The organism is Peribacillus folii (assembly GCF_030271255.1).
Classification (GTDB): domain Bacteria; phylum Bacillota; class Bacilli; order Bacillales; family DSM-1321; genus Peribacillus.
Window position 1 is genome coordinate 314,583 of record NZ_JASJOM010000002.1, and the last position, 22,350, is coordinate 336,932.

The window sequence follows — 22,350 nt, forward strand, 5'->3', positions numbered from 1 at the left end:
CATACCGTCAGCTTTAGTTTACTATATGATTCATTTCAGGGCATGTTAAAAAACCGCCGATTGGCGGGCGGATGGACACAGATGGGTTAAATAGAAACCTTTTTTGAAACAAAAAAAACCAGGCTATTTACCTGGTTGTAGGGGTGGGATTGAATGGCGCCCGGTTTTCCTTCGTTGACTCATCATACGGTTTGATTGCCTTTGCCGGTTTTTGAATATTACTCAGTACATATTTCATCACAAAACCATATGTAGCGACTGTCAATAAAATGAATACCCAGACCATTCCATACACCATCCTCTTTTATAGTGAACTGCTTTCAGTTTTCATTGAAATTTAATAGATCTTTGATTGAGAATAATTTTCATCTTCATTTAAAATCTTATCACGAACGATAATCATTTTCAATAAAAAAATAAACTTTTCTTACTTTCCTTTAAAAATCGTCGAGTATTCCGTATTTTCCTTTAAAGCTTTTTCTTCAAGCGGAATTCTTACCGCCATCATCCATGCGTTCAAGATCGTAAAGATGATGGCTGTATAATATGCATTAAATAATAAGGAAATTACGATTATCTCCGTAGCCACGATGATATAGTTTGGATGTTTGAAAAATTTATAAGGTCCTTTAATGACCACTTCGGCATTGGGAACGACGATGATTTTTGTGTTCCAATGCTTTCCTAATGAACTGATTACCCAAACCCTGCCAGACTGAGCAACCAGAAAAAGAGTCAGCCATATCGGCCATAGTGAAGAGACATTCCTTCCATACATTAGCACTTCAAAAATGAGGACGATAAAAAAACTTACGTGCATCAGGACCATCCATCTGTAATGGGATTCGCCATATTCGACCGCACCAGCCCCTTTGAGCTGCTTTTCATTTTGTTTGGCAATATATAATTCCACAAGGCGCTGACTGGCTATCAAGACAATGAATATGGAAAAAATCATCATGTCCACCTCATTAATAAGAGTTCAGATGAGAACCCTGGCCCCAGTGCAGCGGCCAAGCCTAAATCATCTTTATTTCCGCCACGCTGCATGAATCTCTCCAGGACATACAAAATGGTAGCTGATGACATATTGCCGAACTCCCTCAATACATTCATTGACTCTTTGGTCTTGCTTTCATCGAACCCCAAGGCTTCGTGATAGGCGTCAATGACCTTTTTCCCGCCTGGATGGGCAATGAAGTCCGCGACATCGTCCAGCTTCCATCCATTATCAGCTAAGAAGGCTTGGACATTCGGTTTTAGCCAATCCTTGATGATGGTTGGAATGTCCTTCGAAAAAACGACGTATAGTCCCTGATCCTTAACATCCCACCCCATTACATCCAAAGAATCCGGCATGAGGGTCGATTGGGAATCCAAGAAGGACAAATGACGATCTTTTCTTGATAGCTTTTGAGAAACCTCATCGCCGCACACCAATACGCAACTTACTCCATCAGAGAATAATGAGGTTCCAATGAGATTGCTTTTTGAAATATCATTTCTTTGGAATGTCAAACTGCATAATTCGACGCTCAAGACAATGACCTTCGCCTTCGGGTATGCTTTGCAATACTCGAAAGCACGTGCTAGTCCGCTCGCCCCTCCAGCACAGCCAAGTCCCCAAATCGGGATTCTTTTCGCATGCGGGTTAAATGGAAGCTCATTCATGATCCGGGCATCGATCGTCGGAGTGGCAATCCCCGTGCTTGAAACATAAAAGAAAGCATCCAGTTCGTTTGCCGGAAGCTCTTCTTTTAAAAAGTCCGTATTGGCCAGGCATTTTTGGATGGCCTCTACACCGAACTCGATCGCTTGCTTGATGTATAAATCATTCCGCTCGGCAAAAGTATGCTCTTCTTTAAACCAATCAAGATCATTGGAAAAATATCGATTTTCTACTTGTCCATTCTTGAAGGCTTTAAGTAACCGTTCAATATTTTTAAAGGAAGGTCCGAAAATCTCGCGAGAAAATTCCATTATTTTATCCTGTGACAGTAAATATGGCAGTTTCAGATGTGAAGCAGATAGCAAATATGGCATGAGCCCACCCCTTATTATTCATGATATGGTTAATATACCCACAACGCATACATTTATGCTTTCTGAACTAATTAGCAACATCAATTGGTGATTCCTTATATTTTTTCTTCATCCATGAAAATAAATAGGTAAAATAACCTATTTATTTGGTAAGATAGAGTATGAACTCATACTATCGGAGGAATTTATTATATGGAAATCAATGCTGTTATCACAAAAGTTTTGAACGGGACTATTCTTGCCGTTAAATCGGTCCTTCCCTTTTCGTTAGACATTCAAAAGCCGTCCCTCTTCAGGCAGCCTTTCGAGCAGGAATCGATAAGTGTCCTCATCGGCATGACAGGCGATATTCGTGGAAGATTGATCATAGAGGGCACAAATGAATGCATGAGTAAGATTGGTGAAAGTATGTTTGGTATGCCATTGGAAGGCGAAATGCTTGAATCTTTCGCAGCAGAGCTTGGGAATATGCTCGCGGGAAATATGGCTACTTCCTTGGCAGCCGATATAGCCATGGACATAACCCCCCCTACCGTCATTGTCGGCAAGACAAAATTATATGGCTTTAGTGAAGCCATTAATCTACCCGTTTCATTGGGTGGTGCAGGTACGATTCATTTGATCCTCATGATTGAAAAATAGCATACCCAATACAACCCCCTTACCGATGAAGTAAGGGGGTGCTTTCAATCTTCTTCTTTTACGGAAGATTGATTTTGTACCTGAATAATGATGCTTTGAAATTCCTCTTTGCCGCATACACTGCACCGGAACTCCTGACTTAAAATGGTACGGCAATGAATGCAATATTTTTTCTCCATCTCTATCACTACTTTCCTGAACATATACTATCAATATATTCAAAAGCAGAAGATAGTTTCCTTTTATCTGACAAAACGATCAATCGTCTTTAACGGTGCTGCATTTTTGTGCCAAGGAAAAATGCCCCGAATGAGAATTCGGGGCACCAATTGGCTGAACCTATTAAAAATCAGGCCGCCTTCGCCTTCTGGCCTTTCAGACGCGCCTTCTTTACTTTTTCATTGGTCGGAATGATGTTGAAGACAATATTCAAGAAAATCGCTGTCAAACTTCCGGCAACAATTCCGTTTGCCGTCAAGATTTGAAGATTTTCCGGAATTTGGGCAAATAAATCAGGTACTACCGTTACCCCAAGGCCCATTCCGACTGAACAAGCAATGATCAATAAATTTTCTTGTGAAGCAAAGTCCACTTTGCTCAGCATTTTAATGCCGGCAGCAACCACCATACCGAACATCGCCACCATAGCGCCGCCGAGCACGGATGAAGGGATAATCGTCGTGAATGCACCAATTTTCGGAACAAACCCTATAAAAATCAGGATGCCTGCCGTTGTATAAATAACATTCCTGGTTTTGATGCCTGACAGCTGGATCAATCCGACATTTTGCGAAAACGCAGTGTATGGAAACGCATTGAACAAACCGCCAATCATGATGGCCAGCCCCTCGGCACGATATCCTCGTGCTAGATCGTCTTCTGAAATCTCTTTTTCCGTAATTTCACCAAGCGCATAATATACGCCAGTCGACTCCACTAAACTGACGATCGCCACCAAGGTCATGATGATGATCGGAGTGACATGGAATGTCGGAAGGCCGAAGTAGAAGAAATGCGGCATATGCAGCCACGTAGCGTCGGCCACTGAACTGAAATCGACCTTTCCAAGGAAGAATGCCACCAAGGTCCCGGCCAACAGCCCCAATAAAATGGATATGGAGCGTACGAATCCCGTCGAGAATTTATACATGAAAATGATGAATAATAAAGTTCCAAACCCAAGAGCTACGTTAGTCAGGTCACCGAAATCCTCAGACCCCTGACCTCCGCCAAGATTGTTGATGGCAACAGGAATGAGCGTGATGCCGATGATCAAAACGACCGAGCCAGTGACGATCGGCGGGAAGAACCTTGCCAACTTCCCGAAGAATTTACTGATTAACACGACAATCAATCCCGAAACCAAAATGGAGCCATAAATGGAGTTGATTCCATATTGCGTACCGATGGCTATCATCGGGCTAACTGCTGTGAACGTGCACCCCAGGACGACAGGAAGACCAATCCCAAAGAATTTATTTTTCCATACTTGCAATAGGGTGGCTATTCCACACATCAAAATATCAATCGATACTAAGTAAGTTAACTGCGCTGCGGTCAATCCCAGCGCCCCGCCGACAATCAATGGAATGACGATCGCACCTGCATACATGGCAAGAACATGCTGTAATCCCAAGGAAGCAACTTTTAATGGTGATTGATTAGACATGGATCGGAGCCCCTTCCTTTTTTTCAACGAACGTTATCTCGCCAAACTTCAATTTAGCGATTTCAGCAAGGGACTCGACTTGAAAGCCTTGTTCCCTAAGGTCCTTGCCGCCGCTTTGGAAGGCTTTTTCAATAACGATGCCGATGCCTGCCACTTCTGCACCAACCTGACTGCAAATATCCACCAAGCCTCTAGCTGCTTGGCCGACAGCAAGGAAGTCATCGATAATCAAAACCTTATCGCCAGCTTCAATATATTTATTGGAAACCGTGATTGTATTGGTTTCTTGTTTTGTAAAAGAATGGACAGAAGCAGTCACTAAATCGTTGGTCAAAGTAAGCGATTTACGTTTGCGCGCAAAGATTAGCGGGACCTCCAATTCCAAGGCTGCCATCAATCCAGGTCCAATGCCTGAAGATTCTATGGTCAGCACCTTCGTTATTTCCTTTTGTTCAAAGCGCTTGGCGAATTCCTTACCGATTTCTTTCATTAGCATAGGATCCATTTGATGATTCAAGAATGAATCCACTTTCAATATGTCTTCAGATAAAGCTTGGCCCTCGGACAAGATTTTTTCCTTTAAAAGTTGCATGAAGGTTCCTCCCAGTTTTGGATGTTTATTGACCCATAAACCGTGCCTTGTTTCCCGGCAAATAAAAAAGCCCAGGAAACATTGCGGCACTTTGTTGGAGTGAAGCAATATTTCCTGGGCATACATGAAAAATGAATCAGCAAAAGCCTTCCATTTATGCAACAGAATCTATTACTCACCCATAGTCGAATCATTTACGGTAATTCGGTAGAAACTTGCAGGCCATATTCCTGCGATTATACGAGTGAAACTTTATACTTTTATTAATATATGAATTATAACAACGCTGCTTTAATTTGAAAAGGAATTTTTAATAAAAACCGAACTTTCAATTAAAATGCCAAAAAATCATTCGCGTTTTTAGAATATTATGATATTTGATAATCAACATATTACATCTGAAGCTTCAAATACGTGAAGACCTTGGCATTTTACCAAGGTCTTCCTGAAATCATTGGATTTTGTATACATCCTTGTATTTGCTTTCAAGGTACCGGATCAAATATTGGACATTCAATCCTTCTCCTGTCGTTTCTTCCAAAATCTCCAGAGGTTTTTTTGTTTTGCCGTATTTGTGGATCTTATCATTCAGCCATTTCCTGATGGGGTCAATGTTGCCAGCTTCCAACAAGTCATCAAAATCAGGCAAATCCTTCAGCATGGACTGCTTGATTTGGGCAGCGTACATATATCCCAATGCATATGACGGAAAGTACCCAAAGCTGCCGTCTGACCAATGTACATCTTGCAATACACCCATGGCGTCATTCTCAGGCATGATTCCTAAATATTCGTTATATTTTTCATTCCAGACTTTAGGTAAGTCCTTCACTTCAAGTTCTCCATTAAACAGGTCTTTCTCCAGCTCATACCGTATCATGATGTGTAAGGGATATGTAAGCTCATCTGCTTCGATGCGGATGAACGATGGCTTCGATTCGTTAATGCCGCGGTAAAAATCATCAAGCGTTACATCATTGAATTGCTCGGGAGCAAATTCTTTCAGAAGGGAATATTTATTCTTCCAGAAGCTGTAGTTCCGGCCAATGAAATTCTCGAAAAACAATGATTGAGATTCATGGATCCCCATTGATGTCCCCTCATCAAGCAGCGTTCCGGTTAACTCCTCCGCGATATTCTGCTCATAAATGGCATGTCCGCATTCATGGATCGTACCAAAGATGGCGCCCCTGAAATCATTCTCATCGTAGCGGGTCGTCACCCGGACATCGCCCCGATTGATTCCAGTCGCAAAAGGATGAACGGTTTCATCCAACCTGCCAGCTTTGAAATCGTATCCTAGCTGCTCTAAAACGGCTAGGTTCAATTGATGCTGTTTTTCTTTTGGGAACGTATCATAAAGGAATGACGTTTCTGGCTGATGTTCGCTTGAGGCGATTTGCTTTACAAGAGGCACGATACTCGCACGGAGTTCACTGAATACCTCGTCAAGTATATCTACGGTTACGCCTGGCTCATACATTTCCAATAGGGTATTGTATTTCTGTCCCTCATAGCCCCAATACTCCACGAACTTACGCGTATAAGCAACAATTTGCTCTAGATACGGTTGAAATAACGAAAAATCCGCTTTTTCCCTTGCCTCTTCCCATGCACTTTCAGAGCGGGATTGCAGAATCACGAATTCCCTGTACTCATCAGCAGGAATCTTTTTATTTCTATCAAACTCCTTTTTACATTCTTGCACCATTTTATTGGTCGTTTCGCTCAAGTGCGCTTCACTCATTGCAAGTTCTGTTATAAAGGATTCCATCTCTTTACTTGTACTCATATTGAAAACCTCTGAAGAAATTACCCCAATCACTTCTGATCGCTGCTCTACCCCTTTTTTCGGGGCACCTGTGCGCAAATCCCAAAAAATTAACGCCAGTGCCTCCTTATAGGCCGCAATTTTCTTCACATACTCTATAAATTCTTTTTCTATCGGTTCAATACCCTTTTTAATCATATGCACTGCTCCTTCCAACTACACTTTACCATATTATACTAAACTCTTTCATCTCAGAACTACCAGTAAAAAAAAGAGCTCAAGGGAGCTTATCCCCTTGGGCTCTATACTGATATACGGTTTACAGCGTAACCGGAAGAACCGACATGATCTTATCTTTCACCTGTTCCTCAAGATTTTTTTCCGTCAAAATCTGAACGGTTCCAGAGTCATTGCTCGTCCTGATCAAGCGTCCTATTCCTTGACGCAGGCGAAGAAGCATGTACGGAAGATCGACTTCCTCGAATGGATGGGAAACCGAATTCCGTTTAGCTTCAAACACTGGATCAAGCGGAGGGAATGGCAAGGAATGTATTACGACATTTTGCAGAGATTGTCCCGGTACATCCAAACCTTCCCATAAATGATAGGAGAATAGAGAAGAGTGCTCATCTTCTTGAAACTTTTTAACAAGATCGCTGATTTCCGCTTCTCCTTCAAAATAAAACGGATAAGCGGATTCAGGACAATGATCCTTGAACCATTGCAATTCTTCTTTAGAATGGAATAACACCAACGTACGTCCTTCATTTTCCTCTATCGTCTTTATCGTGTACTGAAGTTTTGCCATTTGGTCTCCATTTTCAAAGATAGGCATGTTCATTTTCATGACTTCATCATATTCGAATGGTGACTCCACAGAGAAACTGTCATACTTTTCGATTCCCAAGCTATCAGCAATATATTGGAACGATTTGTTATCCGATAAAGTCGCTGATGAGAAAATGTACGGAATCTTTTTAGAGAATACTTGTTCAGACAGGATGTCCTGTACCATCCTTGGCATGATGACCAATGTCTTCGTCATTTCATTTTCTTCAAACCAGGAAACGGCCTGTTCATCCTTAACGAACAAAGAAAGTGAATAGCCAAGCTGCTCTAAATATTCCTCCGTCACTTTTAGGTCATAGTCATTAATCGTGTACATTTCGGCTTCAAAAACGAGGCTCTCCTCCAACTCTTCGACCTTTTTTTGAAGCTTTTGAGCGAAGCTCGTTATTTGTTTGGACATGGGAATTTCATAGCGATTAGATCCGGTGACATGAATCGCTTTATCATCGAGCAAATCAAAAAATTCCTCATTGATGTCAATCAAGTCCTCGATGATGTATAGCGTTTCTTCACGAACCTGATTGCCTGTCAGCAATTCCAATACAGAAGCAAGCGTTTGTTCGCCAACTTTATATGTCAACGCTTTTTGGGCAGCAAACTCCAGCAGGTGGCCTTCATCAAAAACGACACAGCTATGCTCCGGCAGTAACGGCAATTGCCCTTCACGCTTCCGTTTCTCTTTTGTCCATACATGCTCCATGAAAAAGTCATGAGAACAAATGATCAAATCGCTTGATTTGCGATAGTGATCCCGGGATAACGTCTGGCCGCAGCGATGCCGTTTATCACAAGTGAAACAGTTTTGAAGCTGATCCCAGCCGACTTTGGACCAATCTTCATCATTCAAATAGGGGTATTGTTTACGATCCCCGTATGCTGTATAGGCATTCATGGATGAATTGTCATGGACAAACTTAGGGAGTTCATCATAAAGCTGATCTATTCCCTCAGAGTCTTCATGATTGACCGCATGTTCCAATTTCTTTAGGCAAACATATTGATCGTGGTATTTGGCAAGGCGGACGTCCACTTCGATTCCCAAGGCATTTTTAATTTTTTCTATATCGCCTTCTTCTTTCACAAGCTGTTCTATCAGAGTTTCATCCGCACACGAAATAATTGCCGGTTTATTCGTATATCTTGCATAACAAATCGCATATAGTAAATAGACCAAGGTCTTACCGGTCCCTACACCTGCTTCAGCAAAACTTACATTCTTTTCTTTAAAGGCTTTTTCCAACTGAAAAGCCATGAAGATTTGTTCATCACGCAGCTCAAATCCTTTTTCGGGAAGAATATCGTAAAAGACATCACCGATCCATTCTGAAAGCTTATCGTAAAAAGAATCTTCCTTCGTTACCGAAAAAGGCAGTGTTTTAAGCATCCTGGTCTCCCCTTTTATCTATCATAAATAAACTAATCCGTACAATAATGATCTTAAGCAAAAGTATATTATCCTTTATTACACATCAATAGTCAAGGCAATTACCAATATACCAGGAATGTTACGCTACGGATCCAATTAAAAATAAAAGACAGGCTCTTATCAGAGCCTGTCTGTACCTGCTATAGGGTTGAATTAAGCTTTGTTTACGTTTGATGCTTGTGGTCCACGTTGACCTTGTTCAACATCAAATGTAACATCTTGGCCTTCTTCAAGTGTTTTGAAACCTTCGCCTTGAATAGCTGAGAAATGTACGAATACATCGTCTCCACCTTCACGTTCGATGAAGCCAAAACCTTTTTCTGCGTTAAACCATTTTACTTTACCTTGTTCCATTTTTGTTGCCTCCTAGTGTGTTCTCCACACATTATATTACTATCCTTGCTCATTGCACATTAAGGTTTTCCTTAAATCTGAACAAAAATAATTCATTATTAGAATAACAGAAAAGGAAATGATAAGCAAGACTGGAACCTATTATGAATAAAACGTCCTGATTATTCAAAATGTTCCATTATATTGGACCTATCCTTCGACGCGAGGCTGTCTTGGCGGGCGTTTTCCCCAATACTGATAAAGGTCGGCCCGGATGAAGCCGTTAAACAATTTCCTTTTTTTAGTTGCTGGTTTACCATAATGCTGTTCGAAGTCCGGGTTGGAAGTGATCATGTATACCGACCAGGTATCAAGCTTCTTGAAGGCTTGGCCCATTTCACGATACATCTGTTCGACCGCTTTTTTCTCCCCAAGCCGCTCACCGTAAGGCGGGTTACCGACAATGACGCCAAACTCTTTCCTCGTCGAAATATCCCGCACCTGCATTTGCTTGAACTCAATCAAATCCCCCAAACCTGCCTCGAAACTATTGGCTTTCGCGATATCAACCATCCGATGGTCTATATCACAGCCTGTTATATCCAAATGCTGATCATAATTTGCTAAGTCCTCCGCTTCATCCCTCGCGTCATCCCAGACCTTAGCTTCCATCCACGACCAGGTTTCGGCAACGAATTCCCGATTGAAGCCAGGGGCTATATTCTGCCCGATCAAGGCTGCCTCGATTGGAATCGTTCCCGATCCACAAAACGGATCTATGAATGGCTTATCCGGTTTCCAATTGGTCAGCATGATTAAGGCCGCAGCCAAGGTTTCCTTGAGGGGCGCTTCCCCCTGCCCGGTCCGATAGCCTCGCTTATGCAAGCCTGCACCTGAGGTGTCCATCGTAAGCGTCACAACATCTTTCAAGATCGATACCTCAATTTTGAACAGCGGGCCAGTCTCGGCAAACCAGGAAACTTGCTTATATTTGCTTTTCAATCTGTCAACGATCGCCTTTTTGACGATAGCCTGGCAATCAGGCACGCTGTAAAGCTGTGACTTGACTGATTTTCCGCTTACAGGGAACTCGACATCTGCAGACAAATAATCTTCCCAATTCAAGGCTTTCGTTTTTTCAAACAATTCATCAAAGGAATATGCTTTAAATTCACCGACTTTTATTTTGACCCTATCAGCACTCCGAAGCCATAAATTGGAGCGGGCAATCGCAGACTGATCGCCTTTGTACATGATCTTTCCATTTTCAACCTGACAATCGTAACCTAAATCCCTGACTTCCTTTGCAACGATTGATTCCAATCCCATTGCGGAAGTCGCGATAATATCGAATTGTTTCATTGGTCTTGCACCTTCTTTCCATTAATTCAAATCAATGCCGCCTTCACGGCCTTCAATTTCAATACAAGCAATACCTTTTTTTATTCGCTTAGCATTCGTGTTTGCGTGCCATTTGACACTTTCATTTCTTCTATGTATCGACTGGTCAAGCTTGCACTCCTCCAAAGAGGAAATGAAGGTATTCATGCAGAGCAAATACCACCCATTCATAACTCCTTTATGCACTAGCTGTTGAACCCTTATTTATAGAGGATGCCCAAAAACATGGAATTGCTTAACTTTCCCGCGCTTTTCAAGCATACAACGAATGAAAAAATCCCATTTGTGAATCGTGATCCCAAAACACGTCAAGTACATAGTGTAACACAGAGCAGGATTGGATAACGAGTAATTTTGGAATCCGTCCACTTTTTAGCAAATGGCTGTTTCATAAACAAAAACTCTCCTTTTAAAAGGAGAGCTGTGCTTTTGATATAATATGATAACGTTCTGTAAGCCATGTTTTGTTCCTCAGTACTGCAAGCGACTCACGTCTCGTACTTCGGCGGTAATCATCTATCTACAGAAGCTTGGCTTCTGTCCTTCTCCTCGTTCAATTCCAAGGAAGAAAGCGCCCCTACCATTAATTTGGGTTTCTCGCTCGTGGGGTTTACCTCGTTCCACCCTTTACATTTCTGTAAAGGCTCCGTCACTGTGGCACTTTTATAGGTAGTCATGCCATATCCAATGGACTTAGGCATTTTCCCAGCCGTCAGCAATCCTAGACTGCTGCCCAAGCTTATTTTTTCGCCAGGCACGAACACTACGGACATCGCAGTCCGTGCGAGCATGGACTTTCCTCTACTGCAAAAAAATGCAGCAGCAATTACCCAAACGTTAACATAACATCATTGATTATACTTCATTAACCATTAAAACACAATACCAAGATCATTTTCTTTTTTAAAAAAGGAATCAATCAAAAAGCTTGTTTCCAAAAACGTGCTTTTCCAAATTGGATAGCCGTTTCAGGATGTCAAAGTTAGTGGTTCCCGGTGTTGCACTGGGAGCAGGTTGGTTGGGACGTTTTGTACTTTCTTCGGCATGTTTTTTTAATTTGAGATTTTCTTGTTTAAGATCTTCAATCTCCTGATGGAACACTTCATAATCTTTAATGATCAGATCCAGGAATTGATCTACATCTTCAGGCTTATAACCGCGCATGGCTGTTTTAAAATCCTTCTCAAGAATATCCTTAGCCGTTAATTTTATCTTATCGGATAGCATAAGACTCACCTCAATACTTTCGCCAATACAATCGACTTTTTATTATTTTTTCAAATCTGTCTGGGTTTGTCAACGAAACACACTGATAATTGAATAATGCTTACGTGCACGCTATGTACTCCCATGAATCTCTATCTAAATTTCATCATAATATGAATGGCTTCCAGAAACAACTTTTAATCGATAAAATTTTCGGTCCGTCACTCCTCCGACCACGTGCTCTCTTCCGCGGCCATTTGCAGGTCATCGAAGTTTACCTGATAGATGGGATATGATTGATTTTCCGCTTTTTTTAATGCTTCTTGATATGGGTATTTGGCTGATCCATCTTTTTCGTCTTCAAATATGATGAGCATCGCATCACTTTTATGGACCATATACTTATTTTTGATTTTTAGTTGCTGGGGACCTTCATACGGTTTATGGAAGATGGAATCGACGAAATCGGCACGGGCCACTATTGACCGATAATATTCCTGATTGGTCTCGTTCCATGATTCTTCCTGTTTCAGATAGGGTGTAAGCACGCCTAATTTAAGCTGATCATACTCCTCCTGCAGGGCAAATACCACTTCGGCTCCCCAAAGCTCGGTGCCTAATTGTCCGGATATGATCACCCATTCGAGACCATCTTCCACCATTGGCAGCAGACGCTGCTCAATGGCTTTCTTTATATATTTCACGGCCTCATGGTCATTTTTGAATATCCCGAATTCAAACGCCTTGTAGCCGGTTAAATATAAAACCTTCATCGCTTGGCCAAACTCCCTCTTTTATGATTATGTATGAAAAAAATAAGGGCTAAGAGCCCTTATTTATCAGTATCCGAAATGTCTAGGCGGACAGCACGGGTTGTGCGGTTTTCCACAAATCAAGTTTTGGGTATAGCATTCATTCACCACGGATTGTGTATGCGGGAAGTAATGCTTATACGTGTTCACATGTTTGTTGACCGTTGTAGTATGTGATGGATGAACAACAGGAATCACCGTGTTCGAAACATTCGTATTAACATATTGCTTGGTTGGATTGACTTGGGCTGGGGCCACTTGGGATGGAGAAGTTTGCGTCGGGCCATATTGCATCGGTTGAGAATAGGCACCCATGACATTGGAGTTATTATTGTTTGATACGCCCATGACGTTATTATTATTCGATACGCCCATGACGTTGTTGTTATTTGATACGCCCATGACATTGGCGTTATTGTTGTTATAAGCGCCCATTACTCCTGGTGCGTTCCCGTAAGCTCCCATTACATTGGAGTTGTTTCCTCCACAATTACGAAAATTCATCTAAAATACGTCCCCTTTCGTCTGATAAGTTTAGTCTTACCATTACAGACTATGAAAAAAAGAGGAGACGTGTACTGATGAAATGACCTATTTATAGGGAATAGGCAAAAAACTCTTTGTGACAGACACCACGTACACATCTTGAACTATGGCTAACCCTTAATCATTTCCTTAAAGGTGATGAGTTTTCTTACAAAAAGGAGTAGAAACTGCCTTTTAGTGATGTGAATAAAACAATTGTTAAACAAAGGACAACAAAAAATAGGAATAAAGTCGTTTTATGCATTTCTCCGCTCCGCTTTCAAATTTAAATGATGCAAGGAGTGAAATCAATGTCTCGGTGTTTCAACCCTCAGCTCTTTCCATTTTACACATAATAGTTGACGGCTACAATATTTGTATTCTTTTTTTTCCTGACTAATCGGAGCCTTATTTTCTTGCACCATTGGCAAAATCTATGGCTATTTCTTTCTGCTCAAGCCTCCGAATCCTTTTTTCCAGCTCAATCCGCTTCTTTTCGGCAGCAAGACCATATTCTCCCCCCGCCATCTCTTCCTTTGCAGCCAAAGAGCATTCCAGCGCGGCGGATACATCCTTGAACTGATGCTCATATAACTTTGCACATTCAATTTTTGCCGCCACCCTCAATTGGTCATCCCCCTTCAAGGCAACCTCTTTCCAAATGTCGAGCGCTTCAATGTATTGTTTCTGCTTCTTCTTCTGGAAGGCCAGGGCGTGGCCGGCCACAATCCGATCTTCTTCATTACCTGCGACGAGGATTTTTTCATAAGCGTCCGCGGATTCCTGTTTCTTTCCTAAATAATCGAACCAACGCGCAATTTCTATGGATTCTTCCGTATATCCGTCCAGTTGGAGAATTTTACGGGACAAATGGATATACAAAGTGATCAGAGATAATACATCGATTTCATTGTGCTTCATGATCCCGAATAAAATTTCCGGATTCTTTCTTTCAACAAAATCGAAATAAATCATCGGTGCCAAGTATCCAGGAATATCATCTTTCCGATGCACACCCAGAATATCCGTTTCGACTGCAGATAGCTTCACGCGTTCCAATTTATTTTTCCAAAGCCTTCTAGAAGCATGGTATAAATCGAAATGTCCGAATTCAGGGAGTTTCGGAACATGTTCCTTAATCAGGGTATGCCTCGTTTTTAACTGAGGCCAGTCAAATGACTTACCATTATAAGTAACGAGTGTCTCGTAATTTATGTTTTCAAGGAAGCTTTGATAAAGCGGTATTTCACTGCCTGGCTCCCGCAGGATATGTTGCTTCACGACCACCTCTTCCCCTACAATATAGGCATAGCCGAGTAAAAAAATCGTATTTCCTGTACCGCCGCCTAGCCCTGTCGTTTCAGTATCGAAGAAAAAAAGCTCTTCACTTTTCCTTCCCTTGGTGGAAAGCGGATGCGAAAGCGGCGTTCGATTCCATTCCTTGACAATCTCTTTCAGTTCGGAAAATGCATATTTTCCATGTTTATGATCCAAAGGGTAACGGACCTCCCTTATGAAGCAATGGTCATCATCGAAATGATAGGAAACGGTATCGTTTTCCATCCACTTTTCAAAATAAGGAATGTCCCCTGCGCTCCCAGTATTTTCAACAGGCAAAGCAGGTTTAACCTGCTCTAAATTCATATGTTTTTTCATCCGGTTCAATTTATTTTTTAAAGACATGAACAACACCTCTTTTCACCAATAACTGCACTCTATGATTGTTTTTCCTTACAAAATTGCCCCAATAACCTTTTGGCATCACTTTTCGCATTTTTTGTTGAAGATTCCGTGCCAATACAGGAAGGGCACCCGCTTTCACACGCGCAATTTTCAATCATCGAGATCGTTTCCTGGAGAATGAGCTCAGAATTTTCATATACTTTATCACTCAAACCGATTCCACCTGGATAACTATCATAGATAAAAATCGTCGGCTTTTCATTATGCGCCGCTTTAACCTGGGGATACACATGAATATCATGGGGGTCGCACATAACATAAAGGGGGATCATGCAATTCAGTGCATGGGAGGCCCCCACCATTCCCTGCTCGATCCGGTTTTCATCCCATTCAAATATATCCGGCTCCATAGATAGCATCGCAGAATTTGTATGTAATTCCATTTCCGGGAGAGTGATTGGGCCAGAACCGATATTTTCATGCGTTTCAAATTTGATTTTTTTGAAGATCGTCGGCATCGCCCGTATGGCCACATCCCCGAAGGCTGCTGAGGTCGAAGCGAAAATCCGCTGTTTATCCACGTCCAATACAGATAGCTGGACTGCAAGGTTTGCATCCGTATAATAATCCACGTTGACTTCACGTACAAAAGCTTTCTTTTCTTCCCAATCCAGTTTTTCAACTTGGAACTGAGTGCCCTGATGTAAATAGATGGCTTCGTCGTGAAGAAGGGTCATTGCACTGAACGTATCCATTTCCCCAATGACCTTATTCCCCGGGGCATTAGTTTGATCGATGATCACGACATTTTCCTGGGCAGCGGAACGAAGGCTGATATTGCTTGCTGGAAATGCATCATTCATCCAATGCCATTTGTCGCCATTTTGATGCAAGACTCTTTCTTCGGTAAGGAATTCCAGCACGTCCATGATTTCCGCCTTTCCAAACGTATCGCCTTTTTTAAACGGAAGCTCATATGCTGCACATTTAACATGATCCACCAGGATCAAAAGGTTATCTGGATTGATTCTTGCCGTTTCCGGATTTCTGTTAAAGAAATAATCGGGGTGCTGAACGATGTACTGATCTAGGGCACTGGAGCTCCCGACCATAATGATAAGCGCTTCACCGTGCCTTCTTCCTGCGCGGCCTGCCTGTTGCCAGGCACTGGATATCGATCCAGGATAACCGGTCATGATGCACACCTGTAGCTGGCCGATATCGACTCCAAGCTCCAGGGCATTTGTAGATATCACACCATATATGGACCCATCCCTCAAGCCTTGTTCAATTTCCCTGCGCTGTGTGGGAAGGTAGCCGCCGCGATAACCCCTAATCGATTTCGGCCCAAGCTGCTTGGATACAAGTTCCTGCAAATATGTCAGCAGAATTTCTACACGAACCCTGCTCCTGGCAAAAACGATCGTTTGAATTTTATTCTTCAAAAATTCATTTGCCAGCTTCCTGACCTCCAAAACCGCACTCCTTCGAATGTTCAGCGGTTTATTGACGATTGGCGGGTTGTAAAAAACAAAGTGTTTTTTCCCGCTCGGCGCCCCATTATTATCGACTAGGACCATCGGAGTTTCCGTAAGCTCCATGGCCAGCTCTTTTGGGTTGTTGATCGTAGCGGACGTACAGACGAATACGGGATCGCTTCCGTAAAAGCTGCAGATCCTCTTTAACCTTCTAATGACATTTGCCGTATGACTTCCGAAAACGCCACGGTATATATGAAGTTCATCAATAATCACGTACTTCAGGTTTTCAAAAAGGGAGACCCATTTCGTATGGTGAGGCAGAATTCCTGAATGAAGCATATCAGGATTGGTGATGACGATATGTCCAGCTTGACGTATTTTTTGCCTAATATTGGAAGGTGTATCTCCGTCGTACGTATAGCTATTTATTTGAGCTTCCATTTCGTGAATCATTTCGTTCAATTCGCTTTTTTGATCATAACTAAGCGCTTTAGTCGGAAAAATATAAAGCGCCCTCGCTTTTTCATCTTCCAAGATCTTTTGAAGGACCGGCAAATTATAGCATAGCGTTTTACCCGATGCCGTTGGCGTGACTGCCACAAGGCTCTTGCCGCCAATCGCAGTCTCAAACGCAGTTGCTTGGTGGGTATACAGCCCATTGATTCCTCTTTTGGTCAGTGCCTGTTTGATCTTATCGTCCAACCGGCCAGGAAAAGGGACCTGCCTTGCCCCCTTTGCTTCAATTACTTGCCAATGTACGATATTCTCCTTAAAATCCTCATTCGTTTTTAAATCAGTGATGATCTCTTGTAAATTTTTTCGCAGTTTCATATATCCACCTCATAATCCTATTCTACCGAATGAACGTTCTATACAAAAGGGAAACTATTTCCTTTTAAAAAAAAAAAACAGGAAACGGTACACTCCCGTTTCCTGCCTAACCCAAATGGATTAATTTTTTTCAGCAAACTCCCTGATTTCTTCTGCCAATCTTCTTGGAGTTTCAAGCATCCCCATATGCCCGCTTCCTTCGAGGGTAACTTTCTGAATATGACTGCCCTCAACAGAAAAGGTTTTTTCTGCAGATATGATCTTATCTTGTTCACCTGCAACCAAAAGGACAGGCAGCTTCGTTTCTTTCAGTACGTGGTTTCTGTCCACTCTGGCCCTCATGGCATGTAATGAGCCAATCGCTCCGCCTTCACTTGTTTTATACCCAATTTCTTTAGCCGATTGAATGCGGGGGTCATCAGAATGGGCGAAGAGCTTCGGCACAAGACCATCAACGAAAGCGGGGACCCCTTTCGCTTCGATTGTCTCAATGGATTTTAAACGGCCTTCTTTACCAGCTTTATCATCTGGCAAAGCGGTGGAATGAACCAACGAGAAACCAGACAATTTCCCAGGAAACCTTTCTGCAAACGCCAGAGTAACATAGCCGCCGAGGGAGTGCCCGAACATATAAACCTGATCGATTCCCAAGTCTTCCAATACCGCTGCGAGATCATCTGCCATATCTTCGATTGAAAAAGATGCAGAAATCGGCTCACTTTCGCCATGTCCTCGTAAATCGACCGCCACTATACGGAATTCATCTTTTAATTTCGAGATGATATCCTTCCAATATTCATGGCTGCCGCAAAAGCCATGGATAAATAGCAACGTTTTATTTCCCTTCCCCGTCTCTATGTATGAAAGCTTGCTATTTCCTGCCATATCGAACCCTCATTTCCTTTTATTTTCATTCCATAACGTTATTCCCCATAGCCGGCCATCTAAAACCCAGCGTTGCATTCACAAATTTCCACCGCTTACATAGCCTATAGGCAAAGGAGTTTTTAGGAAGGAGCACCGTGATGACCTCTTCTGGAAAAAATAATAGGACCCGGAACGAGCCGTTCACCCACTTCATCAATAAGATGGATCGGCTGTTTTCCGAAAGACCGCCTAAAGGCATGCTGCAATCTTTGGATGATTTCTTCGGTACCACTAAAGAACGCAGCTTTCCGGTTGATGTACAAGAAACGAATTCGGAATATATCCTTACAGCCACCCTGCCTGGCATTTCACGCAGCCAAATATCGATAGATGTGCTCACACAGGCTGTATCCATATCGGCAAGGCAGACAGGGAAGGATCATAAACATTCCGGCACCCACGGAATGTTTCAAAAGGAAGGCGCCAAAGGAACCATGTTACGCACCATCACCTTTCAAAAGCCGATTGATGATGCACAAGTTACCGCACGACATCGCGACGGCATCCTTACACTGCACCTGCCCAAAATTAGAGGAAATCGAATTGAAATCAATTAGGCAATTTTAAAGCAGACTTAGTAAAGTGGCTGGATCACTTGTAAGTCTGCTTTTTCGTTATTATTTATCATTTTAAGCTTTAAAGAAGCCCCCTACCCCTTTTACCATCGAAGAAACCTGGGAAACCGTATTCATCATTTGTCCAGCTGTATTCATCATCTTGGTTATATCCATGGAGCCATCTTGGGTCTTGAATTGGTTCATCACCGATTTAAAGCCTGATGGCTGGGGTTTTTGCATGAACTGCTGCTTCGGATAAGGATTATGGGCCTGTTGCTGCCCCTGCGGCGGCCTTTTGGCCGGCAACAACGGATTGGCGAACGGACTAAAAGCTTGCTGCTGTGGATACTGATTGTAATGATTCGTTTGCATTTGCGGATTGTACGGCACTTGTGGTGCTGGCTGCTGCATTGGCTGCATTTGCGGCATTGGGGACATTGGCTGCATGACACTGTTGCCCGGCTGTTGCGCACTTACAGGCATTGCCGGCTGCTGCATTGGCTGAAAAGGGTGATAAGCCCCCTGCTGATAAGGATCAGGATATGGCATCGTATAGCCCTCCGGATTGTGGGGATAGGGTGGATTGAACCCATCATGGGCCTGGTCATGGTGCAAGGGATACTGCATGGACTGCTGGTATCCACCGCCATATTCCGGCTGGGAATGGGGATACTGTCCTTGATCTGGGGAGAATTGGTTAAAACCGGATCTCATCATTTTCAATGAGCCCTCCTCTTTTTTCATTACATGGTTCTAATATTATATGAAAAAAGAGGTGATAAAGTGTAGGTGTTTTTTATGATAAGATCCGTGCGATTTCGGTTTTCACATTATGCAAAATGAATTCGACGGATTGGACATGACTTTTGAACCGCTTATAGCTAGTCTTCGGGAAAAACGCCTGAACGGCTACATCGGATAGATTATGGGCAGTTTGTTCGATTTGCTCGGGGAAAAGGTGCTTAAATCCAGTTTCCTCCATCCATTCCTTCATACCAGTTTCCCATTCGATGCACGCTTCCCTTACTTGATCTGCAAATGGCTTAACTTCTGAAAAGAAATCTTTTTCTTTTCCAGCTTCACGAACTTCCTCATAGATATCGTTCGCTCTTGCCGTAAATTTTATTAATTGATCTGTTAATCGTTGCAGCTTTTCTTTTTCCACAATGGATTCCTCCGGACATTTTCCCCTAAGTATAATCCAGAACAAGAAAAAATTGAAATTCCCTGCCTTACGCCTGAACCTCAGCCAAAAGCATGCGTTTATTCACTGATTTTTCCGTAACGAAGGAAAAGGAGCGGTCATCCGCCGTATTCACCCAATAATCCTCGGCTTTGTCTATGGCCTCCTGGGCGTCATTCACCAATGTATATTGCTCTGCCCATAGTTTGCACCGTACAGTATTGATGGTTTCACCATAAGAAAGTTCCAAGCGATCCAGGCTGGTACTGATCTCAGCTATCATCCTCAATATTTCCTCTGTTGCTACACTTTTATTGACCATGCTGATCCCTCCCATTCTTTACCTGTACTATTCTTTTTTTTATCTTAAAGCCCTTCATGACTGACAAAACTAGAAGCGAATCGGCAAAGAAAGTGGAATTCGCTTAATTTATTATGCCCTTCGACAACAATGGCAGAATGAAGATCGGACTTTTAAACAAAAATACAGATAGGAGGTGATTTCATGCAGTCGAATGATAGCAAAGAGCAAGAATACGAAAAACGACAAAAGCCGCCCTCCAAAAAAGCTGGGACCGGCAACCCGAAGCTTAGCGGGAAAAACCATCCCTCTACGTAACAAATAAAGGCTAATGCCACAAACAGGGAAGGCTTTATACGTTGCCTTCCCTGTTTACTTCCTAATGAAGCCCAGCCAATCCTTCACCAATACAGCTATGTGAAGCTGTTTCTGCTTATGGTCATACCATTCGGTCAATTGCGGATTTTCTTCCCACTCCGGTTCAGTCAACCACTTCCTTCTTACCCTTCTATACCTATCCCACTGTTCCGTCTTCTCTACTTTATGGGAAATGACCGGATAAACTTTTCGCAGCATCGGCGTTTCTCGCCGCCTTGGTTTTTTCCGATATTGTTCATAATCAAATCTAGCCCCTGTCGGCTCGGTCCTGCAGGAAAACTCTAAAAATAGAGGAAACAATTCTTCGGAAAACAGGAGTCCTGCCAACCTTTTCCCCAATTTAATCCTTTCATCGATATTTCTAAAATGAGAAACGGACGAGCCATACAGCACACCAGTGCACGTCGGAAAAAGCACCGTGCTAAAATGCATCCAGTCCTGAAGGAAAAATAATAAAGAATGAAAAACGAATGATTGTTTTTTAATGACTGGTTTTTCAATGATATTTTGTTCGTTTATTATGAGGGCCGTGACCAAATTCTCGCGATTTCCCTGTTTCCAAAAAGCGTTCCAAGCTTTTGTCATGAATTGGGTAATGAAAAAAAATCTGCCTAAATGAAACAAAGGGCGACCGTATCTCGTCGAATAATGATAAAGAAGTAATTGCGGAAATGCATCTTGAAATATTCTCCAATTCGCTTCTTCATATGTCAGGAACAAGTGCCGCCTGTACTTACGACCAAGCAGTCGGGAAAACCAAATTCCTTCCAGATCACACATATTCCAGCCTGCATTCCTGGAGACCATCCCAGCCAGGAATGCCCATTGTATTTCTGGATGTTTCCTAAAAAATTGTTCATAAGCCTTCGTTCTTGATATATTATCACTATTCGCTTTTGCTGTTTGCTTTCTTATCGAACGAAGCAATTGCTTTTCCGTCTTTGACAGATGATTCATCTTGGAACCAACCCTTCCTTAAACGTGTGAATTGTGGCATATCAGTGTATTTAAACCCTATCGTTCTAAGAAACAATTCTTTTTATTCACATTTTGGATACTTTTTTTGCTAATATAGATAAGTGAAAAAAAGGAGGGGTAAAAGTGGCATTTCATTATCCCAATGGACGAAGATTCATACCGCAGGCTATGGAAGAAAAAAAAAGCCCACTTAAAAAAATCAGTTATAGCAACCGGGGAAAAACATTGGAAGATGATTTGAACGAAACCAACAAGTATTATTTGGCAAACGGCATTGCCGTCATCCATAAAAAACCGACACCCATCCAAATTGTCGATGTCCACTATCCGAAGAGAAGCGCAGCAGTCATTAAGGAAGCCTACTTCAAACAAGCATCGACCACTGATTACAACGGTGTTTATAAAGGAAGGTACATTGATTTCGAGGCAAAGGAAACGAAAAACAGCAGTTCCTTCCCCCTCAAAAACTTTCATGACCATCAAATTGAACATATGAAACACATCGTCCAGCATGGTGGAATTGCCTTTGTGATCATCCGATTCTCCGCAATGGATGACATATACTTGATGAGTTCTGGTCAGTTGAGTTTTTATTGGCAGAGAATGAAAGATGGCGGACGCAAATCCATTACTCTAAAAGAGGTTGAAAACTGTTCAAAGAAGATTACTCTTGGCTTTCAACCGAGAATTGACTATATTAAAGTAGTAGATTTGCTTATCGCAGAAAATTTTTAGTTTTTTTTAGAAAGGCAGGTTAGCTGT

Annotated in this window: 23 protein-coding genes, 1 other RNA gene and 1 riboswitch; of the genes, 3 read left to right on the forward strand and 21 right to left on the reverse strand. The window is 42.3% G+C overall.

Going from position 1 to position 22,350, the window contains the following annotated elements; all coding sequences use genetic code 11:
• Positions 1 to 127: 127 nt before the first annotated feature.
• The 3 genes from QNI08_RS04140 to QNI08_RS04150 form a co-directional block, all read right to left on the reverse strand.
• Positions 128 to 286, reverse strand: a complete 159-nt coding sequence (locus QNI08_RS04140; RefSeq protein ID WP_285766165.1) for a hypothetical protein — start codon at positions 284 to 286, stop codon at positions 128 to 130.
• Positions 287 to 427: 141 nt separating this feature from the next.
• The gene (locus QNI08_RS04145) at positions 428 to 961 is read right to left on the reverse strand and encodes an isoprenylcysteine carboxyl methyltransferase family protein (RefSeq protein ID WP_352231194.1); all 534 of its coding nucleotides are present in this window, start codon (positions 959 to 961) and stop codon (positions 428 to 430) included.
• A complete protein-coding gene (locus QNI08_RS04150; RefSeq protein WP_285766166.1) occupies positions 958 to 2,043 on the reverse strand; it encodes a type III polyketide synthase in 1,086 nt (361 codons plus the stop codon). Before QNI08_RS04150 ends, QNI08_RS04145 begins: the two co-directional genes overlap by 4 nt.
• A gap of 192 nt (positions 2,044 to 2,235) precedes the next feature.
• Here QNI08_RS04150 and QNI08_RS04155 point away from each other — a divergent pair, with 192 nt between their 5' ends.
• Entirely contained in the window at positions 2,236 to 2,685 is a 450-nt protein-coding gene (locus tag QNI08_RS04155; protein ID WP_285766167.1) for a chemotaxis protein CheX, read from the forward strand.
• Positions 2,686 to 3,034: 349 nt separating this feature from the next.
• Here QNI08_RS04155 and QNI08_RS04160 read toward each other — a convergent pair whose 3' ends face one another.
• The 14 genes from QNI08_RS04160 to QNI08_RS04225 form a co-directional block, all read right to left on the reverse strand.
• Positions 3,035 to 4,354, reverse strand: coding sequence for a nucleobase:cation symporter-2 family protein (locus QNI08_RS04160; RefSeq protein ID WP_285766168.1), 1,320 nt, complete (start codon positions 4,352 to 4,354; stop codon positions 3,035 to 3,037).
• Positions 4,347 to 4,946, reverse strand: a complete 600-nt coding sequence (locus QNI08_RS04165; RefSeq protein ID WP_285766169.1) for a xanthine phosphoribosyltransferase — start codon at positions 4,944 to 4,946, stop codon at positions 4,347 to 4,349. Before QNI08_RS04165 ends, QNI08_RS04160 begins: the two co-directional genes overlap by 8 nt.
• A gap of 162 nt (positions 4,947 to 5,108) precedes the next feature.
• Positions 5,109 to 5,210: riboswitch (purine riboswitch) on the reverse strand.
• Positions 5,211 to 5,397: 187 nt separating this feature from the next.
• The gene (locus tag QNI08_RS04170) at positions 5,398 to 6,915 is read right to left on the reverse strand and encodes a carboxypeptidase M32 (RefSeq protein WP_285766170.1); all 1,518 of its coding nucleotides are present in this window, start codon (positions 6,913 to 6,915) and stop codon (positions 5,398 to 5,400) included.
• A 121-nt stretch (positions 6,916 to 7,036) separates the two neighbouring features.
• Positions 7,037 to 8,950: an ATP-dependent DNA helicase gene (locus QNI08_RS04175; protein WP_285766171.1), complete on the reverse strand. Its 1,914-nt coding sequence runs from the start codon at positions 8,948 to 8,950 to the stop codon at positions 7,037 to 7,039.
• A gap of 195 nt (positions 8,951 to 9,145) precedes the next feature.
• Positions 9,146 to 9,346, reverse strand: coding sequence for a cold-shock protein (locus tag QNI08_RS04180; RefSeq protein ID WP_034307871.1), 201 nt, complete (start codon positions 9,344 to 9,346; stop codon positions 9,146 to 9,148).
• Between the two features lie 189 nt (positions 9,347 to 9,535).
• The gene (locus QNI08_RS04185; protein WP_285766172.1) at positions 9,536 to 10,687 is read right to left on the reverse strand and encodes a THUMP domain-containing class I SAM-dependent RNA methyltransferase; all 1,152 of its coding nucleotides are present in this window, start codon (positions 10,685 to 10,687) and stop codon (positions 9,536 to 9,538) included.
• Between the two features lie 21 nt (positions 10,688 to 10,708).
• Positions 10,709 to 10,873: a hypothetical protein gene (locus QNI08_RS04190; RefSeq protein ID WP_285766173.1), complete on the reverse strand. Its 165-nt coding sequence runs from the start codon at positions 10,871 to 10,873 to the stop codon at positions 10,709 to 10,711.
• Between the two features lie 301 nt (positions 10,874 to 11,174).
• Positions 11,175 to 11,564: RNase P RNA component class B (gene rnpB, locus QNI08_RS04195), an RNA gene on the reverse strand.
• A 77-nt stretch (positions 11,565 to 11,641) separates the two neighbouring features.
• Complete coding sequence (gene gpsB, locus QNI08_RS04200; RefSeq protein WP_057915139.1) at positions 11,642 to 11,953, reverse strand: cell division regulator GpsB; 312 nt, start codon at positions 11,951 to 11,953, stop codon at positions 11,642 to 11,644.
• Positions 11,954 to 12,153: 200 nt separating this feature from the next.
• Positions 12,154 to 12,705, reverse strand: coding sequence for an SLOG family protein (locus QNI08_RS04205; RefSeq protein WP_285766174.1), 552 nt, complete (start codon positions 12,703 to 12,705; stop codon positions 12,154 to 12,156).
• Positions 12,706 to 12,771: 66 nt separating this feature from the next.
• Entirely contained in the window at positions 12,772 to 13,179 is a 408-nt protein-coding gene (locus tag QNI08_RS04210; protein ID WP_285766175.1) for a CotD family spore coat protein, read from the reverse strand.
• 498 nt (positions 13,180 to 13,677) lie between these two features.
• The gene (locus tag QNI08_RS04215; RefSeq protein ID WP_285766176.1) at positions 13,678 to 14,952 is read right to left on the reverse strand and encodes a ribonuclease H-like domain-containing protein; all 1,275 of its coding nucleotides are present in this window, start codon (positions 14,950 to 14,952) and stop codon (positions 13,678 to 13,680) included.
• Positions 14,953 to 14,984: 32 nt separating this feature from the next.
• Positions 14,985 to 17,264 carry a DEAD/DEAH box helicase gene (locus QNI08_RS04220; protein ID WP_285766177.1) on the reverse strand — a complete coding sequence of 760 codons (2,280 nt, stop codon included), beginning with the start codon at positions 17,262 to 17,264 and terminating at the stop codon, positions 14,985 to 14,987.
• Positions 17,265 to 17,384: 120 nt separating this feature from the next.
• Entirely contained in the window at positions 17,385 to 18,149 is a 765-nt protein-coding gene (locus QNI08_RS04225) for an alpha/beta fold hydrolase (protein WP_285766178.1), read from the reverse strand.
• Positions 18,150 to 18,289: 140 nt separating this feature from the next.
• On the opposite strand from QNI08_RS04225, the gene QNI08_RS04230 reads away from it, so the two are divergent.
• Entirely contained in the window at positions 18,290 to 18,748 is a 459-nt protein-coding gene (locus QNI08_RS04230) for an Hsp20/alpha crystallin family protein (protein ID WP_285766179.1), read from the forward strand.
• Between the two features lie 72 nt (positions 18,749 to 18,820).
• Here QNI08_RS04230 and QNI08_RS04235 read toward each other — a convergent pair whose 3' ends face one another.
• The 4 genes from QNI08_RS04235 to QNI08_RS04250 all read right to left on the reverse strand — a co-directional run bounded on the left by QNI08_RS04235 (position 18,821) and on the right by QNI08_RS04250 (position 21,567).
• Positions 18,821 to 19,465: a YppG family protein gene (locus QNI08_RS04235; RefSeq protein WP_285766180.1), complete on the reverse strand. Its 645-nt coding sequence runs from the start codon at positions 19,463 to 19,465 to the stop codon at positions 18,821 to 18,823.
• 79 nt (positions 19,466 to 19,544) lie between these two features.
• Positions 19,545 to 19,913 carry a YppE family protein gene (locus tag QNI08_RS04240; protein WP_285766181.1) on the reverse strand — a complete coding sequence of 123 codons (369 nt, stop codon included), beginning with the start codon at positions 19,911 to 19,913 and terminating at the stop codon, positions 19,545 to 19,547.
• Between the two features lie 67 nt (positions 19,914 to 19,980).
• Complete coding sequence (locus QNI08_RS04245; protein WP_285766182.1) at positions 19,981 to 20,253, reverse strand: hypothetical protein; 273 nt, start codon at positions 20,251 to 20,253, stop codon at positions 19,981 to 19,983.
• A 351-nt stretch (positions 20,254 to 20,604) separates the two neighbouring features.
• A complete protein-coding gene (locus QNI08_RS04250) occupies positions 20,605 to 21,567 on the reverse strand; it encodes a DUF2515 family protein (protein ID WP_285766183.1) in 963 nt (320 codons plus the stop codon).
• Positions 21,568 to 21,711: 144 nt separating this feature from the next.
• Between QNI08_RS04250 and recU the strand changes: the two genes are divergently transcribed.
• On the forward strand, positions 21,712 to 22,323 hold the full coding sequence (recU, locus tag QNI08_RS04255) for a Holliday junction resolvase RecU (RefSeq protein ID WP_285766184.1): 612 nt from the start codon (positions 21,712 to 21,714) through the stop codon (positions 22,321 to 22,323).
• Positions 22,324 to 22,350: the final 27 nt, after the last annotated feature.

Excerpts from the sequence above, each read along its gene's own strand:
- QNI08_RS04140 (WP_285766165.1), bottom strand. The coding sequence starts at position 286 with ATGGTCTGGGTATTCATTTTATTGACAGTCGCTACATATGGTTTTGTG.
- QNI08_RS04145 (WP_352231194.1), bottom strand. The coding sequence starts at position 961 with ATGATGATTTTTTCCATATTCATTGTCTTGATAGCCAGTCAGCGCCTT.
- QNI08_RS04150 (WP_285766166.1), bottom strand. The coding sequence starts at position 2,043 with ATGCCATATTTGCTATCTGCTTCACATCTGAAACTGCCATATTTACTG.
- QNI08_RS04155 (WP_285766167.1), top strand. The coding sequence starts at position 2,236 with ATGGAAATCAATGCTGTTATCACAAAAGTTTTGAACGGGACTATTCTT.
- QNI08_RS04160 (WP_285766168.1), bottom strand. The coding sequence starts at position 4,354 with ATGTCTAATCAATCACCATTAAAAGTTGCTTCCTTGGGATTACAGCAT.
- QNI08_RS04165 (WP_285766169.1), bottom strand. The coding sequence starts at position 4,946 with ATGCAACTTTTAAAGGAAAAAATCTTGTCCGAGGGCCAAGCTTTATCT.
- QNI08_RS04170 (WP_285766170.1), bottom strand. The coding sequence starts at position 6,915 with ATGATTAAAAAGGGTATTGAACCGATAGAAAAAGAATTTATAGAGTAT.
- QNI08_RS04175 (WP_285766171.1), bottom strand. The coding sequence starts at position 8,950 with ATGCTTAAAACACTGCCTTTTTCGGTAACGAAGGAAGATTCTTTTTAC.
- QNI08_RS04180 (WP_034307871.1), bottom strand. The coding sequence starts at position 9,346 with ATGGAACAAGGTAAAGTAAAATGGTTTAACGCAGAAAAAGGTTTTGGC.
- QNI08_RS04185 (WP_285766172.1), bottom strand. The coding sequence starts at position 10,687 with ATGAAACAATTCGATATTATCGCGACTTCCGCAATGGGATTGGAATCA.
- QNI08_RS04190 (WP_285766173.1), bottom strand. The coding sequence starts at position 10,873 with ATGAATACCTTCATTTCCTCTTTGGAGGAGTGCAAGCTTGACCAGTCG.
- gpsB (WP_057915139.1), bottom strand. The coding sequence starts at position 11,953 with ATGCTATCCGATAAGATAAAATTAACGGCTAAGGATATTCTTGAGAAG.
- QNI08_RS04205 (WP_285766174.1), bottom strand. The coding sequence starts at position 12,705 with ATGAAGGTTTTATATTTAACCGGCTACAAGGCGTTTGAATTCGGGATA.
- QNI08_RS04210 (WP_285766175.1), bottom strand. The coding sequence starts at position 13,179 with ATGGGCGCTTATAACAACAATAACGCCAATGTCATGGGCGTATCAAAT.
- QNI08_RS04215 (WP_285766176.1), bottom strand. The coding sequence starts at position 14,952 with ATGTCTTTAAAAAATAAATTGAACCGGATGAAAAAACATATGAATTTA.
- QNI08_RS04220 (WP_285766177.1), bottom strand. The coding sequence starts at position 17,264 with ATGAAACTGCGAAAAAATTTACAAGAGATCATCACTGATTTAAAAACG.
- QNI08_RS04225 (WP_285766178.1), bottom strand. The coding sequence starts at position 18,149 with ATGGCAGGAAATAGCAAGCTTTCATACATAGAGACGGGGAAGGGAAAT.
- QNI08_RS04230 (WP_285766179.1), top strand. The coding sequence starts at position 18,290 with ATGACCTCTTCTGGAAAAAATAATAGGACCCGGAACGAGCCGTTCACC.
- QNI08_RS04235 (WP_285766180.1), bottom strand. The coding sequence starts at position 19,465 with ATGATGAGATCCGGTTTTAACCAATTCTCCCCAGATCAAGGACAGTAT.
- QNI08_RS04245 (WP_285766182.1), bottom strand. The coding sequence starts at position 20,253 with ATGGTCAATAAAAGTGTAGCAACAGAGGAAATATTGAGGATGATAGCT.
- QNI08_RS04250 (WP_285766183.1), bottom strand. The coding sequence starts at position 21,567 with ATGAATCATCTGTCAAAGACGGAAAAGCAATTGCTTCGTTCGATAAGA.